The organism is Mesorhizobium sp. M8A.F.Ca.ET.181.01.1.1 (assembly GCF_004792025.1).
Lineage (GTDB): Bacteria > Pseudomonadota > Alphaproteobacteria > Rhizobiales > Rhizobiaceae > Mesorhizobium.
Genome location: NZ_SRTV01000001.1, coordinates 601,824 through 619,998 on the forward strand (window position 1 = coordinate 601,824; position 18,175 = coordinate 619,998).

Annotated in this window: 5 protein-coding genes; 3 read left to right on the forward strand and 2 right to left on the reverse strand. The window is 65.0% G+C overall.

All coding sequences use genetic code 11. The features are described 5' to 3' along the window. Positions 1 to 132: 132 nt before the first annotated feature. The gene (gene pbpC, locus EN824_RS03045; RefSeq protein ID WP_245512111.1) at positions 133 to 2,223 is read right to left on the reverse strand and encodes a penicillin-binding protein 1C; all 2,091 of its coding nucleotides are present in this window, start codon (positions 2,221 to 2,223) and stop codon (positions 133 to 135) included. Between the two features lie 245 nt (positions 2,224 to 2,468). Then, a complete protein-coding gene (locus tag EN824_RS03055) occupies positions 2,469 to 7,949 on the reverse strand; it encodes an alpha-2-macroglobulin family protein (protein ID WP_135931881.1) in 5,481 nt (1,826 codons plus the stop codon). Between the two features lie 280 nt (positions 7,950 to 8,229). Between EN824_RS03055 and EN824_RS03060 the strand changes: the two genes are divergently transcribed. The 3 genes from EN824_RS03060 (at position 8,230) to EN824_RS03070 (ending at position 18,122) form a co-directional block, all read left to right on the forward strand. Beyond that, entirely contained in the window at positions 8,230 to 10,158 is a 1,929-nt protein-coding gene (locus tag EN824_RS03060; RefSeq protein ID WP_135931882.1) for an autotransporter assembly complex family protein, read from the forward strand. A gap of 2 nt (positions 10,159 to 10,160) precedes the next feature. Then, positions 10,161 to 16,217, forward strand: a complete 6,057-nt coding sequence (locus tag EN824_RS03065; RefSeq protein WP_135931883.1) for a translocation/assembly module TamB domain-containing protein — start codon at positions 10,161 to 10,163, stop codon at positions 16,215 to 16,217. Between the two features lie 252 nt (positions 16,218 to 16,469). Beyond that, positions 16,470 to 18,122 carry an ABC transporter substrate-binding protein gene (locus EN824_RS03070; RefSeq protein ID WP_127277964.1) on the forward strand — a complete coding sequence of 551 codons (1,653 nt, stop codon included), beginning with the start codon at positions 16,470 to 16,472 and terminating at the stop codon, positions 18,120 to 18,122. The last annotated feature ends 53 nt before the right edge of the window (positions 18,123 to 18,175 follow it).

Genomic DNA, 18,175 nt, shown 5'->3' on the forward strand with positions numbered 1-18,175 from the left:
GCCATCCGATCTCCCCCCTTGAGGGGGAGATGGCCGGCAGGCCGGAGGGGGGCGCCTCGCACCGGACATCAGGCAATTTATCCCTTATTCCCGGACCTCGAAAGGCCAGTCTCCTGAGTCCCTTGACGCAGCCTATTCAACGAACACTTTCACACTGGCCGCCCGTCCCGCCGCGTCGATGACGGTCAGCGTCGAATAACCCGCGCCGTCGGGCTGCCATGTCGCGGTGCGGCGGCGATCGAGGCCGATGAGCGGCTTGCCGTTGGCCAGCCAGCGGAACGGCGCCCGGCCGCCTTGGAGCTTCAGCACCAGTGGCGACGCATCGGCCGAGTTGGTGGCGAGATCGACGCGGGCGCCATCCGGCGGGAAGATGATGGTCGGCGCGGGTTCGGTCGGGGTCGCCTGCACCAGGCCATCCGCGCCGGCGCCGAAGCGGGCAAGCGTCACCGGCAGGTCCTCGCGCTTGGGGGTGAAGGCGCCGGGCGGTTTGCCCGGCAGCGGTACGGTCGCCAGCCCCGAGCGGACAAAGCCTTCGAACAGGATCGGGGCGGCTGAGACATAGCCGGAAAGACCAGGCACCGCGCCGGCATCGGGCCGGCCGACCCAGACACCCAGCACATAGCGGCCGTCGAAGCCGACCGACCAGGCGTCACGGTAGCCGTAAGAGGTGCCGGTCTTGTAGGCAATGCCGCGCTGCAGGGCGCCTTCGGGTGGCTTCACACCCGACAAAATGTCGACGATCTGCCAGTTGGCCTGGTCGTTGAGGATGGTGGTGGTCGAACTCGCGGCGTTGGCCGGCTCGGTGCCGTCATGCAGCGAATGCGTCTTGCCGCCATTGGCGAGCCCTGTGTAGAGCTGGACCAGGTCGCGCAGCGTGACGCCGACGCCGCCGAGGCCGATGGCCAGGCCGGGCGCTTCATTGACCGGCAGGATCGGGTTGACGCCCGCCTGGCGGAAGCGCGCCGTCAGCCGTGCCGGGCCGACCGCGTCGAGCACGCGGATCGCCGGCACGTTGAGCGATAGTTGCAAAGCCTGGCGGATCGAGACATCGCCCTGATAGCCCATGTCGAAATTCTTCGGCCTGTAGCCGCTGAAATCGACCGGGCTGTCCTCGATCAGCGTTTCCTGCGCCACCAGTCCCTGCTCGAAGGCGAGGCCGTAGATGAACGGCTTCAGCGTCGAGCCGGGCGAGCGCACGACCTTGGTCATGTCGATCCAGCCGGAACGGCTGGAATCGAAGAAATTGGCCGAGCCGACTTCGCCCAGAATGTCGCCGGTGCGGGCATCGGCCAGCACCATGGCGACGGACAGACGCGGCCCGAGCTTGGTGGCGGCATCGCGCGCCACCTGTTCCAGTCCTTGCTGGACGCTTTTGCGGATCGTCAGCTTGAGCGGCTGACCCGGAACGGCCTTGGGAAGCATCGCATAGGAGGCATGCGCGGCAAGCGCCGGCAAGGTGCGGCGCAGGCCCGAGACATCGTCAAGTGCGGCGCGTGCCGCCTCGCGTTCGCCGATCAGGCCTGACGAGACCATGCGGCTCAGCACACGATCGCGCGCGGCGTGGGCGATCTGGAGGTTGCGGTCGGGCCGGCGCTTTTCCGGCAATTGGGGGAGGGCGACGAGAAGGGCGGCCTCGGAAACGGTGAGCCGCTTCGGTTCCTTGCCGAAATAGGCGAGCGAAGCGGCGCGCACGCCTTCCAGGTTGCCGCCATAGGGCGCCAGCGTGAGATAGCGCTCGAGGATGTCGCGCTTCGACAGCCGCCGCTCGATCTGGATGGCGCGCAGCATCTGCTTGATCTTGGAGCCGAGGCTGCGGCTTTCGCGCGGCTCGATCAGCCGGGCAAGCTGCATCGACAGGGTCGAGCCGCCGGAAACGATATGGCCGCTGGTGGCGAATTGGCCGGCGGCGCGGGCGAGAGCCAGCACATCGACGCCCTCATGGTCCCAGAAGCGCTTGTCCTCATAGGTGACCAACATGTCGACGAACTGCTTGTCGACCTGGTCCAGCCGGGTCTCCAGCCGCCAGTAGCCGTCAGGCGTCGCGAAGGCGCGCAACAGCTGGCCGTCGCGGTCCTGGACTTCGGCGGAGACGGTCAGAGTTGCGGGCAATGGTGGGGGGAAGGCGCGGTCGAGTTCCCAGAGGGCGGCGGTGGCGATTGCCGCAACGACGGCTAGCGATGCTCCCGCAATGGCGGCCCGCCAAATGAATTTCTTGGAGAGCATGGCGCTGCCCCTCATCCGCCTGCCGGCACGACGGCCCTTCGGGCGTTCGCCGTTCGAAAAGCCAAGCAATTGGCTTTTCGTCCGCTGCGCGGACCACGGCTCACCTCCCCGAATAGTGACGGGGAGAAGGGAGCTGTCGCGGCGGTCGGCGCTAGCCCCTTTCTCCCCGTCACTATACGGGGAGAAATGCCCGGCAGGGCAATGAGGGGCAGCGCAAGCCTCACGTTCATATCCGCCAAGGCACCTTACGGCGCCTTGATCTCCATCATGCCGGTGGCGGTGCGGGCCGAATATTGCGGCCGGTACATGTCCTCCACCGCTGCCGCCGGATGGGCATAGGTGCCCGGCGTGACGGCGCGCACGACATAGGCAAGCGTCAGATTGTGGTCGTGGTCGCCGTCGGCCGGGTTGAATGCCGCGACGAAGCGGTCGTCGCGGAATTCCAGATGCGCGGCGTCGGTCTGTGCCAGCCAGGAGAAGTTCGTCAACTGGGCGCTGGAAACCAGCCCCGGATTGTCGATCTCGAAGCCGGCCGGCAACAGGTCGGTAACCAGCAGGCGCGACGGCCAGCTGTTCTGCTCGGTGACCTTGAGCACGACGACATAGCGTTCGTTCTGGGTGGCCTCAGTCACATTGGCTTCGGTGCCGTCGAGCTTGTAGTAGGTGCGGCTGATGGTGAAGCCGTCGCCGCCGGCCGGCAAGGGCCGGATCGGCGACGCCACGGTGGTGACGACGGCCTGCAGCGGGGTCTTGCCGGTGTTGGCGATTTCGAGCGGGCTGTCGACCAGGTCGGAGCCGTTGACCTGGTTGGAATAGCCGCCGGAATGCGGCGCGCCGTTGACGGTCAGTGCGATGGAGTCATTGCCCTCCTTCAGCGCACGCGCCGCCAGCAGCATCCAGGAATCGTCCTGGGTGCTGGTCCAGCGGGCTTCGGCGCGTTTCCTTGTCACCAGCTTGATCAGCTCGGGCACGATCGTCGATACCGGCTTCGATTCCGCCGCCAGCGACAGCATCGCCGCGCCGTCACGCAATGCCGAGCCGTAGTCGGAACGGTACCAGTCGTAGTCGGTGCTCGACTTGGCCAGTTGCAGCGCGGTCTTGAACGTCGCCTCCGAACGCTGCGTGTCGCCATAGAGCGCAAGGCTCGCCGCCAACTGGGCGACGGCCATCGGGCTCGAGAAGGCTTCGAGCTGGGTGTCGGCGTAGTAGCGCAGATCGCCGATCGAGGCCTTCTTGTTGCGGGCCAGCACGTAGAGGGCGTAGGCGATCTCGCTACCGCGGTCCTGTACGCTCTGGTCGTAGCCGAGCGAGTTCTGCAGGTTTTTCAGGGCCTGGTTCATCGCCAGAGCCGGCACGTCGTATTTCTGCTCCCGCGCCCTGGTCAGGAATTCGCTGACATAGGCGTCGAGCCACAGATCGCCGGAGCCCGGACCCCACAGGCCGAAGCTGCCGCTCGAGGACTGGTAGCTCAGGACCTTGTAGATCGCATCCTGGATGCGCCCGTGCAGTTCAGGGTCGCTTTCCATGCCGACGCCTGATGCCATCTCGTTGACGTAGAGAAGCGGCATGGCGCGGCTGGTGGTCTGCTCGGCGCAACCATAGGGGTAACGATCGAGCGTCATCAAGAGCGACGGCACGTCGAAGGCCGCAGCCTGCGAAACGCCGACGCTGACCGATGCGCCTTCGAGCAGGCTGGCAGCCAGCAGCTCCTTGTCGACGCGAAGCGCGCCGCCATTGCCCTTGAGGTCGACCACGAGGCGCGTGGTGACCGGCAATTGGGCCGGACGCACCGGGACATAGAGCGTCTGCTCGACCTTGGTGCCGTCCGCATGCGCCAGCTTGATGGTCAGCGAGGCATTGCCCGCCGTCTTTGCGATCAGCGGCACGGTCAAGGTCTGGCGCTTACCCTGGGCGAGCGTCAGCTTCTGGGGCAGGGGCTTGTCACCTGTCGACAGGTCCCCCGTCGTATCGATCGACAGCGCATAGTCGCCGGCCGGTCCGTCGGTGTCGGCAACGTCGAGACGCATGACGGCGTTGTCGCCAGGCGCCAGGAAGCGCGGCAGGCCGGCGGTGATCACAACGGGATCACGCACGATCACGTCCGACTGGGCATGGCCGATCGCCTCCTTGGTCCAGGCGACAGCCATGACGCGCACGGTGCCGTTGAACTGCGGGATGTCGAAGTCGATCCGCGCCTTGCCGTCGGCGTCGAGCTGGACGATGCCGGAGAAGAAGGCGACCAGTTTTTCAGTGGGCGGGCTGCCTTGCGTCTGCATGTTGGCGCCGTCACCGCCGGTCCTGAGCTTGCCGGTGGTGCCCAGCGAGCCATCGATCAGGCGGCCGTAGATGTCGCGGATCTCCATGCCCAGCATGCGCTGGCCAAAGAACCAGTTCTCCGGATCCGGCGCCTTGTAGTTGGTCAGGTTGAGGATGCCGACATCGACGGCGGCAACGGTGACATAGGCGTTGGTGCCCGGCTGCACGCCGGCCACGGAAACCGGGATCGACAGCTGCTGGCGCGGCATTGTCTTGTCCGGCGGCGTGAGCGTGACGGCAAGCTTCTTGGCGCCCGGATCGACGGTCAGCCATTTCACGCCGATGGCGCGGGCGGGCATGCGCGTTTCCTGCGCGTCGCCCGGCCGGAAAAGGGTTGCCGTGACATAGGCGCCGGCGCCCCAGTCGTCGCCAACCGGGATGTCGACGGTGCTGCCGCCGGCCGGCACGGTCGCCGTGATGGTTTTCAGCAGCTTGTCGGAGCCGATGTTGATCAGTAATTCGCCGGCAAAATGCGGCGAGATTTTCAGCTTTGCCACTTCGCCCGCGGCATAATTGTCCTTGTCCAGGGCAATCTCCAGGCCGTCAGGCGTTTCGGTGGTGGTCGAGGCGACATACCAGCCGGCGTCGAATTCATAGCTGGTCGCCGGCCCCTCGGGATCCGATGTCTCGACCTCGAGCCTGTACTGGCCCCAGTCGACAGGTACGGAGACGGCGGCATCGCCATCGGCGTTGAGATCGATCTGGCCGTTGGCGATCGATTTGGTGAAGCTCACCGGCTCGTAGTTCCAGGAGTTGTTGGAGCGGTACCACTGGTAATTGCGTTCGACCTTGACCAGCGACCACTGCGCGCCTTTCAGCGCCTCGCGCTTGCCATCGGGATCGACGGCGATCAGGCTGAACTTGGCCGTGCCCCCCTGCGGCACTTCACCATCGGCGAAATCCGGGCGGATGCCGATCATATGGCCTTGCGGGCGGATGCCGATGTTGAGCGAACGCTCGATGGCGCGGCCACCGGTTTCGCGCATGCGCACCGTCACCTTGCCGTCGACCAGCTTGGTGGTCGAGGGCAATTGGTCGACGGAGATCGGGAAGGTCGCTTTGCCGTCGTCGCCGACCACCGGCAGATCGGTGAGCGGCGTGACCGTGGGCTCCGCCGACTGCTCGTCGGCGAGGCCGAAGGAAAAGTCGGGGAAGCGGTCCCAGTCCCGGGACGTCGACAGGGTCAGTTCGCCTTCCAGCGCCAGGCCCGCCGCCGGCGCGCCATAGAGGAAGCGGCCGTCAATGTTGATGTTGGCGGTTTCGCCCCGCGCAATCTCCTGCTTGTCGGCCTTCATGTCGAACTCGATGCGATCCGGCACGAAGTCCTCGACCAGGAACATCTGGCTGGCAACCGCCGGCTGCTTGGGGTCGGTGTGGATCGACACCGACCATGTGCCGCGCATGGCGTTGGGTTCAAGCGGCAGGTCGACGGCGTGACCGCCGGCCGATGCGCCGTCGCTGACGATGCGGCGGTCCTCGACGCCATCGGGACGCGAGAAGATGAAGGTCAGCGGCAGGTTCTCGACCGCCTTGGCCGCGCCGTCACGGGCAAGCGCGGCGACATGGACGTCCTCACCGGCGCGATAGATGCCGCGTTCGGTCCAGGCATAAACGTCGAGCGCGCCCGGTGCGGCGCGTCCGGTGACGCCGCGGTCGGACAGGTCGAAGCCGGCCTTTGACATATCGAGGAAGACGAAATCATTGTCGCCCTGCTTGGCCATCAGCACGGCCGGCACCATGCCGCCGTCACCGCGCGTCAGGCCGGGGTTGAAGACGGCATGGCCGTTCGCATCCGACGTCGCGGTTCCGAGAACCTCGTTGTTACGAGCAACCAGTGTCAGTTCGGCCCCGGCAATCGGCTTGGCGCTACCCAGCGAACGGGCAAAGACGTTGAGCCCGTCCTGGCCGGTATAGGTCGACAGGCCGATGTCGGAGACGACGAACCACTGCGTGGCCAGCGAGCCGTAGTCGTCGCTCTTGTCGTTGACGGCCTTGGCGGTCAGCACATAGACGCCGGGCTTGCGCTGCGGCAGCGCTTCGTCGACCGGGAAGGAGGTGGTGACCTCCTTGTTGAGATCGTTGACGATGTCGAGCTGGCCCTGCCAGACCGGCGCGCCCATCTGCTCGGAAATGTTGGAAATGTCATAGCCGTCGAGTTGGTGCAGGAATTGATAGCCCGACAGCAGCTGCGCCAGCGAGCGGTCGCCGATGCGGTAGAGCTTCATCTCGGCGGCGTTCATGTTGACGGTGACGACCGGGATACCGCGGCGCGCGCCGGCCGGCAGCACGAAGCTGTCGCCGGTGAAACGGGCGGATGGCGCGCGGTCTTGCACATAGATCGACAGCACCACGGGGGCAGCGGTCACTTCGCCGATCGCGGCCGGCAGGCCGGCGCGGAAGGTGACGTCATAGTGCTGGCCGTGTTCGAGCCCTTCGACGCAGATCTGCTTGTCCTTGGCCTCGATGCCCTTGGGCGCGGCGTTGTCGACGGTGACGAACTGCGCGTAGTCGACGCCGGTCTTGACCAGATCCTCGGAGAATTGCGCGCAGATGCGCGGCGCGCTGGTGTCGGCATCGACAGAGTGATCGATGACGCGGAATCCCTTGCGGGCCTTCAGATCGGCATAGTCGGCCTGGACCGCGGGCGAGCTTTCCAGCGCAAGGCTGGCTTCATAGGCCTGCAGCGCCGGCCGGTAGAGATCGCGCTTGTCGAGACCATTGCCGAGCAGCGCCAGCACTTCGGCGCGCGTCTTGGTGGTGCGCAGCAACTTGTAGGCGTTGAAGGCGGCCGACGTGGCGTTTGCCGGCAAAGTTGAGGCTTCGGAGGTGCTCGCGGCGGGCTGCACGGCCAGCGTTTCGCGCGCCAGCTTGAGCCAGAGCTGGCCGTCATCCGGCATGACCGAGACAGCGGCCTCGTATTTCTGCATGGCGGAGCGATGGTCGCCGGTCTGTACGGCTTGTTCGGCCGAGTTGATCAGCGCCGCCATGCCCTCCGTCGGCTTGTCAAAGGCAGGGCCAAGCAGCTTGTTGCGGTATTGCTGGGCTTGGTCGGCCATCCAGTTGGGGAAGAAGGCGAGTTCCGGCGGCGCGCCGATATCTGGATCGCCGTCGATGTTGACGACCTTGCCGGCGACCGCGCCGTTGAAGGATTTCAACTGGTTATAGTCGGATTTGAGAAAGCACCATTTGGCCTTGGTGTTGTAGGTGAAGGCGCGGCAGGTCGGATCGCCGAGGCATGTCGTCTTGCACTGGTCGAGCGTGACGTTCTGGTCGGACCTGAGATCGAAGCCGAAATAATCGGAATTGTCCGTCGTTGCGATTCTTCGCGCTTCCGCCGCTTGCGCGACGCTACCCCAGGCAAAGAAAAGAAGGACGAGAATCGACAGACCACGAGCCGCGCGCATTGCCATAACACCCTCCAGACAATTGCAGACGTCCGGGCATGTTCAAGCTTCAGTCAGGCTTGTCAACGCGCGGACGCGGCAGGTCTCCGCCTGCCAACGGTTTATTTTCCGGCCAAGGACCGGTATGCGGACAGTAACCTCCACGGGAAGGGGATCACGCTTTCTTGCGGAAACGCAGAAGGTGTGAATTCCAAGCCCACCCTATTTCAGACAATTGGATTGTGGCCCCTTTACGAGCGCTTCAGAACTTCATTCCAATTTTAGTTTTGTAACCTAGGTTGTCTTAATGCCGGCGCATGAAGAGCAGATGTCAGGAGGGACCGCGCCAGGGCGCGTGCTTCCGCGCGCCCTGCTTTTGGCCATGATGTGCGGGACCGCGCTGATCGCCGAATCAAGATCCGTGGCCGCGTTCGAGCTTTTCGGCATCAAGCTGTGGGGATCGTCCAGCGACGAGGACGCGGACATTGTCGATCCGCTGCGCTACGCGGTGACCATCTCCGCGCCCGACGCCGACAAGGACCTCGTCAAGAAGCTCGAAAACGCCTCGGCGCTGAAAGGCGACGAGGACCGGCCCGTTTCGGGTTCGCTCGGGCTGATGGCCAAGGCGCGCGGCGACCGCGAACAGCTGGTCGCCGCACTTTATGCCGATGCCCGCTATGAAGGCGTCGTCACCATCACCATCGACGGCAAGCCGCTCGACGAACTGCCTCCGGACGCCGAGTTCAAGGGGCCGCAGCCTATCCCTGTGGCGATCAATATCGCCACAGGCCCCAAATTCACCCTTGGCGACATCCGGCTGGAGGGCGACGCGGCGGGGCTGATGAGCGCCGATTATGGGCTGATATCCGGCGGCGACGCCGGATCGGGCGCGGTGCTCAAGGCCGAGGCGCTGATCGTGCGGACGCTGAAGGAGCAGGGCAGGCCGCTGGCCAAGGTGACCGACCGGCATATCGTCGCCGACCATGCCACATCGACGCTCGATGTGACGCTGACGGTCGCAGCCGGGCCGGTCGCCGGCTATGGCGCGACCACCGTGGAAGGCACCGAGAAGGTCGACAGGGACTTCACCGAATACATGACCGGGCTGAAGCGCGGCAGGCAATACTCGCCACAGGAGATCAGCGACGCGCGCGACAGGCTGCTGGCGCTCGAGGTCTTCAACAGCGTGACGTTCAAGGAAGCCGACAAGCTCGACGCCGACGGCAACATGCCGATCGGCGTCCAGGTCAGCGAGCGCAAGCCGCGCTTTTTCGGCCTTGGCGGCACCTTCTCGAACACCGAGGGGCTTGGCCTCGAGGGCTACTGGGGGCACCGCAACCTGTTTGGCCGCGCGGAAAAGCTGCGCATCGACGGCGCCATCAGCGGCATCGGCAGCAACAATCTGTCCGAACTGAACTACAATGCCGGCATCATGTTCGAGAAACCCGGCGTGATCGGACCGGCGTCGAAGTTCTTCGCCAGCGTCAAGACCGTGCTCGAGCATCCGGATGCGTACGACCATTTCTCGGTCAAGGGCAGCACCGGCCTGTCCTACGAACTCGACAAGAAGCAGACCGTGTCGGCCGAGGTAGCGCTCGATTATTCGCGCATCCATGACGCCTTCGGCAAGCACACCTACCTGATCGCCAGCATTCCGCTGCAATATGTCTATGACAACAGGGACAGCAGGTTGAACCCGACCAGGGGCTTCAGGGTGCTCGCCTATGCCGAGCCGAGCTACGACATATTGAGTGGTGCGGCCTTCCTCAAGCTGAAGGGCGAGGGATCGGCCTATCAGTCGCTGGATACCGCGTCGAAATTCGTGCTGGCTGAGCGTGTCGCCATCGGCTCGATCGTCGGTACCGGGCTGCAGAACGTCCCGGCCGACCGGCGCTTCTATTCGGGTGGCGGCGGCTCGGTGCGCGGCTATGCCTATCAGGGCATCGGCCCCAAGGATTTCACCGGCCAGCCGATCGGCGGCCTGTCCTTCTTCGAGACCTCTGTGGAGATGCGCATCGCCGTCACCGACACGATCGGCATCGTGCCCTTCGTCGATGCCGGCACGGTATCGACCAAGTCGGTTCCCAACTTCTCCGACGTCAAGGTCGGCGCCGGTGTCGGCCTGCGCTATGTCACGCCGTTCGGGCCGTTGCGCATCGACGCGGCCGTGCCGCTCAACCGTGATCCCGGCGACCCGCATTTCGGCATCTATGCCGGCATTGGCCAGGCCTTCTGACGATGAAAACGGTCTGGCGCATCCTTCGCATTGTCCTCTACACGCTGCTGATCATGGTCGCGGGCGCGATCGGCGCGCTCGTCGTGCTGACCAAGACCGAGCGTGGGCGCGACAATCTCGCCGGCATCATCTCGCGGCTCGCCTCGAGCGAGGATCGCAAGGTCACCGTCAGCGGCATCGACGGCATCTGGTCGGGTAATCTCAGCGTCGACCATGTCGTGCTTGAGGATCGCGAGGGCGCCTGGCTGGTGGCGCGCAAGGTGGCCGTCGACTGGTCGCCGACGGCGCTGCTGTCGAAAAGCTTCAGCGCCGACCGGATCGCCGCCGGGCGCATCGAACTGGCGCGCCTGCCGGTGGCCGGTTCGCAGCCGCCGGCGCAGGGCGGCACGACGACTCTGCCTGTCTCCATCGACATCAAGCAGATCGACCTGCCGGAAATCGCGCTCGGCGAGCAACTGGCCGGCAGCGGTATCGCCGAGCTCGCAGCCAAGGGAATGCTCAAGGCCGATGCCGCGCCACTGGCGGTCCAGACGGTGCTCAACGTCACCCGTCACGACGGCAAACAGGGCAATGTCGATGCCAATATCCATTTCGCACCCGCCGACAACAAGCTGGACCTCGACCTCAAGGCGTCGGAGCCGGCCGGCGGCATCATTGCCAACCTGCTCAAGCTGCCGGATGCGCCGCCGGTCGATATCGTCGTTTCGGGCAGCGGACCGCTTGCCAACTGGAGCGGTGTCGGCACTTTCCTCGTCGACCATCGGATCGTCACCCAACTTACCGGCCGCCACCAGCTCACCGACAAGGGCAATCATGTCGAGGCCAAGGGCGACGGCGATTTTGCGCGCTTCCTGCCGGAAAACCTGAAGCCGCTGTTTGCCGGCAAGACCAGCTTCGATGTCGCGGGCACAGCCACATCGGCGGGCGGCATCAGCATCGACCGGGCCAGCATCGAGAGCGATGCGGTACATGGCACCGCCGCCGGCATTGCCGATCCTGCCGGTGCCAGCGATCTCTCGGTCGAACTCGCCGCCAAGGGCCCGCCCGTGGTGATCAGCGTCGGCAGCAAGGCGCAGCCGATCACGCTCGCGATCAAGAACGCCACCGCACGCGCCTTCGGCGACGGCAAGGCGCCGATCGTCGACATCGGCGCCTCCTTCGTTTCGATCGTCGTCGGCGGCACGCGGCTGGATGATCTGGCGGCGCAAATCCATTCCGATGGTTTCGATATCCAGAATCGCGCCGGCCCGGTTGCCGTCAAGCTGGAGGCGGGCGGCCTGAAAACCGACGTCGCGACACTGGCGCCGCTGATCACCGGCAAGGTCGACGTCGATCTGGCCGGCTCAATCAGCAAGGACGCCATTATTGCCATCGATCAGGGTACGCTGCGCTCCGATGCGCTCAATGCGTCGCTGACGGCGACGGTGGCGCTGGCCGACATGTCGATGCAGCTCAAATTGAATGCCGACGCGGTGGCGACCGCGTTCCCGCAGCAGATCGCCTCGGTGCTCGGCGGGAGGGTGAAATTCTCGGCCGCTGCATCGCGCGATCCGCAGGGATCTTTCGCTGCGAACTCGATCGAACTCACTTCCGGATCGCTCAGCGCCAGCGGTACGGCCAGCATGCAAGGCACGGACATCCAGGCCGACATCAAGGGCAAATTGGGCGACGTTTCGGTGTTGTCGCCGACGGTCGGTGTGCCGGTTGCCGGCGGGGTCGATTTCGCGTTGTCGGCAACCGGCGCGATCACCGCTCCGGATTTCACCGTTAGCGCCGACAGCGACAGCCTGACCGCTTCGGGCCGCACGGTGAAGGCCATCAAGCTGACCGCGAGCGGCAAGGCCGACATAACGAACCCTTCCGCCAACGTCTCGCTGACCGGCGCCGTCAACGACCAGCCGCTCGACATCAAGGCGGCCCTGGTGACCAGCGAGGGCAAGCGCTCGATCAACGGCTTCCTGGTCTCGCTGGGCGATAACAAGGTCTCGGGCGACCTGGCGCTCGACGACAAGTTCATGCCCCTGGGCACGCTGACGCTCGCCGCACCGGCAATCGACCAGTTGGCCGCGCTCGCCGGCCAGGCGGTGACCGGCGACATCAACGGCACCTTCCTCTTTGCCAAGGACGGCGACGCACCCTCCATTGCCATAGATGCCAAGAGCACATCGGTCGCGCGTGGCGAGGTGACTGCCAAGGCGATCGCCATCAATGCGCTGGTCGCCAATTATCTCAAGGCGCCGGCGATGTCGGGCACCATCAAGGCTGATGCGGTCACTTCGGGAAGCACCGAAATCGGCGCCATCGGCGTCGACCTCAAGCGCGACGGCGACTGGACCAATTTCACTGGCGGCGCCACGATCGCGGGCATTCCTGCGACCGCTGCCGGCCGGGTTAAGATTGCCGAGGGCACCACCAGCGTGGAGATTGCTTCGGGCCAAGCCACCGTTCGCGGCATCAAGGCGGCGATTGCCGAGCCGTCGGCACTGTCCATCGCCAACGGCACGGCCAATATCGACAGGCTGGCGCTCGACGTTGGCGGCGGCCGGGTGGCGCTGTCGGGCAGCGCCGGCGAGACGCTCGATCTGGCGGCGCAGGTCTCCGCTTTGCCTGCCGCCCTTGCCAATGCGTTTTCGCCTGGCCTGGATGCCGCGGGCACGCTTGACGGTATCGCTGAAGTGAGCGGAGCGCCGGCCGCTCCCGACATCCGGTTCAACGCGAAGCTGGCCGGCGCCGAGACCAGTCAGACCCGAGAGGCAGGGCTCGGACCACTCGCCGTCGATGCGGCCGGCAGCTACACGATTGCCGGTGGCGTCGTCCTCGACCATGCTACCCTCTCCGGCGACAAGGTCTCCGGCCAGGCCGCCGGAACCATCAACCCGAACGGGGCCAGCGATTTCGCGATCGATCTGACCTCGTCCGGCCCCAGCCTGCCGCTGACGGTTGGAAGCAACGAGAGCCCGGTCAAGATCGAGGTCCGGTCAGTGTCGGCCAAAATTGGGGGCGAAAGCACGCATGCCCGGCTGGACCTTTCCGCGATCCTGCCCTCGATCGTCACCAGCCCGGCGAAGGTTGACGGACTTACGCTCACTCTGCACTCGGATGCGTTCGATCTCAGGAATCGCGCCGGGCCGGTTTCCGGAACGGTGTCGGTGGACAAGGTTGGGCTCGACAATCCAACGATCGCGCCGCTCATCGCGGGCAAGGTCACGGCCGCGCTCAACGCCCGGCTGAGCGCCGACGCCGTCGCCATCGACAGCGGCACGCTGAAAAGCGATGCGCTCAGCAGCCAGGTCGCCGGCCAGGTATCGCTGCGTGACGGTGCCATCGACCTCAACCTGAAGGCGGATGCGCCATCGTCGGCCTTGCCGGCGGCGGCACGCGGCTTGCTTGGCGACCGCGCCCAGATAAGCGCCACGCTGAAGCGCGAGCCCAGCGGCAATCTCAACATAGGTGGATTGAAGCTCACTTCGGGCCCGCTGAGCGCCGAGGGGCAGGCAAGCCTTGCCGACAACAAGGTGGCCGCCGACATCAGGGGTGCGCTGAGCGACATCTCGCGATTGTCGAAGGACGCCACGGGCGCCATCGCTTTCGCGCTGAGCGCGCAAGGGCCGGCCATGGCGCCCGACCTGTCGCTTACCATCAACAGCGACAAGCTCTCGGTTGCATCTCGCGAGATAACCGGATTGAAGCTCACCGCCACCGGCAAGGCGGACGCCGCCAATCCGGCGGCCAATGTCCAGCTTACCGGCAATGTCGCCGGCCAGGCGCTGCAGGGGAGCGCCGTGCTGGCAACGGCGAACGGCAAGAGCGCCATCAATGGCCTGCTCCTGTCGCTGGGCAAGAACAGGATTTCAGGCGATCTGGCACTGGACGACAAGTTCGTGCCCGAAGGCACCATCTCGCTCGACCTGCCCGACATCGGGCCGCTCGCCGCGCTGGCGCTGGAAAAGGCGGAAGGCGACGTGCGCGGCACGATCGCCTTCTCGAAGACCGGGGCGGCGCCCCAGGTCGCCATCAAGGCGGCTACCGCCTCGATCACGCGCGGCGACCTCCAGGCGAAGGCCGTTTCCATAGATGCGCTGATCGCCAACTATCTCGCGGCTCCGGTCATCTCGGGCAAGATCCGCGCCGATACCGTCACATCGGGCGGCACCGTGATCCGCGGCATCGATGTCGATTTGAAACGCGACGGCGACTGGACCGGCTTCTCCGGCGGCGCCACGGTGAAGGGCATTCCAGCCAGGGCAGCCGGACGCGTGAAGGTAGCCGGTGGCACCACCACCATCGAGCTTGCGTCAGGGCAGGCGACCGTCCAGGGCATCAAGGCAGCCATCGCCCAGGCCTCGACCGTCAGCATCGCCAATGGCACGACGACGCTGGACAGGCTGGTGCTCAATCTTGGCGGCGGCACCGCGACGGTAACCGGCAAGGTCGGGCAGGCGCTCGACATCAATGCAGTGCTGGCGCGCGTGCCGATGTCGCTCGCCAACAGTTTCTCCCCCGGGCTCGATGCAGCGGGTTCCATCTCCGGCACGGTAAAGGTGACGGGCGCACCGGCGAGCCCCGCCATTGCCTTCAACATCGACGCGGCCGGGGTGCAGACGTCGCAGACCCGTAGCGCCGGCGTCGGTGCGGTGAGTGTTGCCTCGTCGGCTACCTTTGCCGGCAACAAGCTGACCTTCGACGCCAATGTCAGCGACGGCGCCGGGCTTGGCCTCAAGGGCGGCGGCACGGTGACGACGGTGGGCACTCCGGCGCTGGTGCTCGACTTCAATGGCGCCGTGCCGTTCGGCCTTCTCAGTGAGAAACTTGCCGCGCAGGGCTTGTCGCTGACCGGCAACGCCAACGTGAATGTCCAGGTGCGCGGTCCAGCGACATCTCCGGTGATCGGCGGCAGCGTCAAAACCTCCGGCGCGCGGCTGGTCGACGCACGCTCGGGCCTTGCAGTCAACGATATCGCGGCCGATGTCTCGATAGGCAACGGCGTCGCCACGATCAATCGGTTGACCGGAACCCTGTCGACGCGCGGCAGCCTGTCGGCCAGCGGTACCGTCGGCATCAACCCGGCGCAAGGCTTCCCAGCCGACCTGTCGATCAAGCTCACCGATGGCCGCTACACGGATGGACGCGTGGTGACCGCCAACCTTGGCGGCGACCTGACGATCAAAGGGCCGCTGACTTCGGCGCCGGCGATTGCCGGCACCGTCAACCTGGCCAAGACCGTCATCACGGTTCCGGACAAATTGCCGGGCTCGCTCTCGGCGCTTGACGTCAAGCACAAGAATGCGCCGGGTCCGGTCAAGGCACAGGACAAGGCGCTGCGCCCGGCGACGACCAGCGGCAAGAGCGGCGGCAGCGGCCTTGCGCTCGACGTCACGGTCAATGCGCCGAACCAGATCTTCATCCAGGGCAGGGGTGTCGACGCCGAACTCGGCGGCTCGCTCAGGCTGACCGGCCCGGCCTCGTCGCCGCAAGCCGTCGGCACCTTCACCTTGCAGCGCGGCCGGCTGTCGATCCTTGGCAAGCGGCTGACCTTCACCGAAGGCACGGTCGGGTTCTCCGGCTCGCTGGTGCCTTACCTTAATCTGACGGCGACGACGACCACGACCGGCGCGACCGTCACCATCGTGGTGTCGGGCGAGGCGACCAATCCGAAATTCACCTTCAGTTCGGTGCCGGCGCTGCCGGAGGATGAAGTGCTGGCGCAACTGATCTTCGGGCGGTCGATGTCGAACCTCTCGCCGTTGCAGATCGCGCAGCTGGCAGAAGCGGCCGGGCAACTGGCCGGGGTCGGCGGCTCGACGTCGCTGCTGGAGAATCTGCGCAGCGCCATCGGCGTCGACGATCTCGATGTCACCACCGACGACAAGGGCGGCACGGCGGTCTCGGCCGGCAAATATCTCAACGACCGCACCTATGTGACCATCCAGAAGGGCGACAAGCCAGGTTCCGGGAAGGCGACCATCGACCTCAATGTCGGGCGCGGCGTCAAATTGCGCGGCGAGGCGACGGACGCCGGCGAAGCCAAGGGCGGCATCTTCTACGAGAAGGAATATTGACGGCCTGGCCCCTGCCTTGGCCTGGACTGGCGCTGTCGTAACCGGTGCAAATGTCTCAATTTAATCGCCCGAAGAGATTTTGGCGAAATCTGGGCGCACTAGCAATTTTGCGCCAAGACTGTCGCTATCACGCGAACTGCCCCCCGTTCAAAGTTGCACATTCGCTCACATGTTCCCAATCCATGCCGTCTTTGACATCATGGCCCGGATGCGGAATGTTAATCGGCGGAAAGCCAACAATGGGAGTTAGTCATGACAATTTATAAGAGCAACGGCGACAGCGTTCCGGATCATATCCTGGCCATGGCCGAAGAAGCCAAGGCAGGTAAGGTTGATCGCCGCGAATTCCTGGCCATGGCAAGCGTCTTCGGCGCCTCGACGGCGATGGCTTATGGCCTTCTCGGTCTCGCCGATCCGACGCCGGCAAGGGCAGAAGAGGTAAAAGGCAAGAAAGGCGGCACGCTGAAGGTCGCGCAGTGGATCAAGGATCCCAAGGATCCTCGCAAGGCCGACTGGTCGGAAATTGCCAATGCCGAGCGCCAGGCGCTCGAGCCGCTGGTCAAGTATACGAGCGAATATACGTTCCGCCCTTATCTGCTGGAAAGCTGGGACGTCAACGACGACGCCACCCAGTATACGCTGCATGTGCGCAAGGGTGTGACCTGGTCCAACGGCGACCCCTTCACGGCCTCTGACGTCGTCTTCAACCTGAAGCGCTGGGCCGACAAGAAGGCCGAAGGCAATTCGATGCCCGGCCGTCTCGGCTCGCTGGTCAAGGATGACAAGCTCGACGAAAGCGCCGTGACCATGCCGGACGACCACACGGTCGTGCTCAAGCTCGGCAAGCCTGACATCGCGCTCATCCCCAACATGTGCGACTATCCCGGCCTGATCGTCCACAAGACTTTCGACGAGAAGGGCGGCGACTTCAAGAACTGCCCGATCGGCACCGGTCCATTTGAGCTCGTCTCCTACGACGTCGGCCAGAAAGTCGTCTACAAGCGCCGCGAAGACAACAAGTGGTGGGACGGCGAAGTGTTCCTCGACGGCATCGAATTCATCGACTACGGCACCGATCCGGCGGCCATGGTCAGCGCTTTCGAGGCTGGAGAAGTGCACACCAATTTCGAAACGTCGGCCGACTATGTGTCGATCCTCGACAAGATGGACCTGGTCAAGTCGGAGATCGTCACGGCTTCGACCATCGTCTGCCGCACCAACGTCAACAACAAGCCCTATGGCGACCAGAAGGTGCGCAATGCGTTGCAGCTCGCGGTCGACAACAATGTCGTCCTGCAGCTCGGCTATGGCAATGCCGGCTCGGTCGCCGAAAACCACCATGTCTGCTCGATCCATCCGGAATATTACGAACTGCCTAAGGTTGCCCGTGATCCGGCCAAGGCGAAGGCGCTGATGGCGGAAGCCGGCCAAGCCGACTTCGAACACGAGCTGATCACCGTCGACGAAGACTGGCACAAGAACACCGGCGACGCGATCGCCGCCCAGCTGCGGGAGGCCGGGATCAAGGTGAAGCGCACGGTGCTGCCGGGCTCGACGTTCTGGAACGACTGGACGAAGTATCCGCTGTCAATGACCAACTGGAACATGCGTCCGCTCGGCGTCCAGGTTCTGGCCATCGCCTATCGCACCGGCGAGGCCTGGAACGAGGCTGGCTGGTCGAACCCCGACTGGGATGCCAAGCTCAATGCGGCACTCGCCGTCGCCGACGCTGCCAAGCGCAAGGAAATGATGAAGGACATCGAGGAGATCCTGCAGGCTTCCGGCATCATCATCCAGCCCTACTGGCGCAAGCTCTACAGCCACTCGGTCAAGGCGGTGCAAAACTACAAGATGCATCCGACCTTCGAGCGCGACTACGGCAAGGTCTGGCTCGATCAGGCCTGATCGATCGGGCTGGGGAAAGGGGCATTGCCCCTTTCCCTCCCTCTCTGCGTCGC

Excerpts from the sequence above, each read along its gene's own strand:
- pbpC (WP_245512111.1), bottom strand. The coding sequence starts at position 2,223 with ATGCTCTCCAAGAAATTCATTTGGCGGGCCGCCATTGCGGGAGCATCG.
- EN824_RS03060 (WP_135931882.1), top strand. The coding sequence starts at position 8,230 with ATGCCGGCGCATGAAGAGCAGATGTCAGGAGGGACCGCGCCAGGGCGC.
- EN824_RS03055 (WP_135931881.1), bottom strand. The coding sequence starts at position 7,949 with ATGGCAATGCGCGCGGCTCGTGGTCTGTCGATTCTCGTCCTTCTTTTC.
- EN824_RS03070 (WP_127277964.1), top strand. The coding sequence starts at position 16,470 with ATGACAATTTATAAGAGCAACGGCGACAGCGTTCCGGATCATATCCTG.
- EN824_RS03065 (WP_135931883.1), top strand. The coding sequence starts at position 10,161 with ATGAAAACGGTCTGGCGCATCCTTCGCATTGTCCTCTACACGCTGCTG.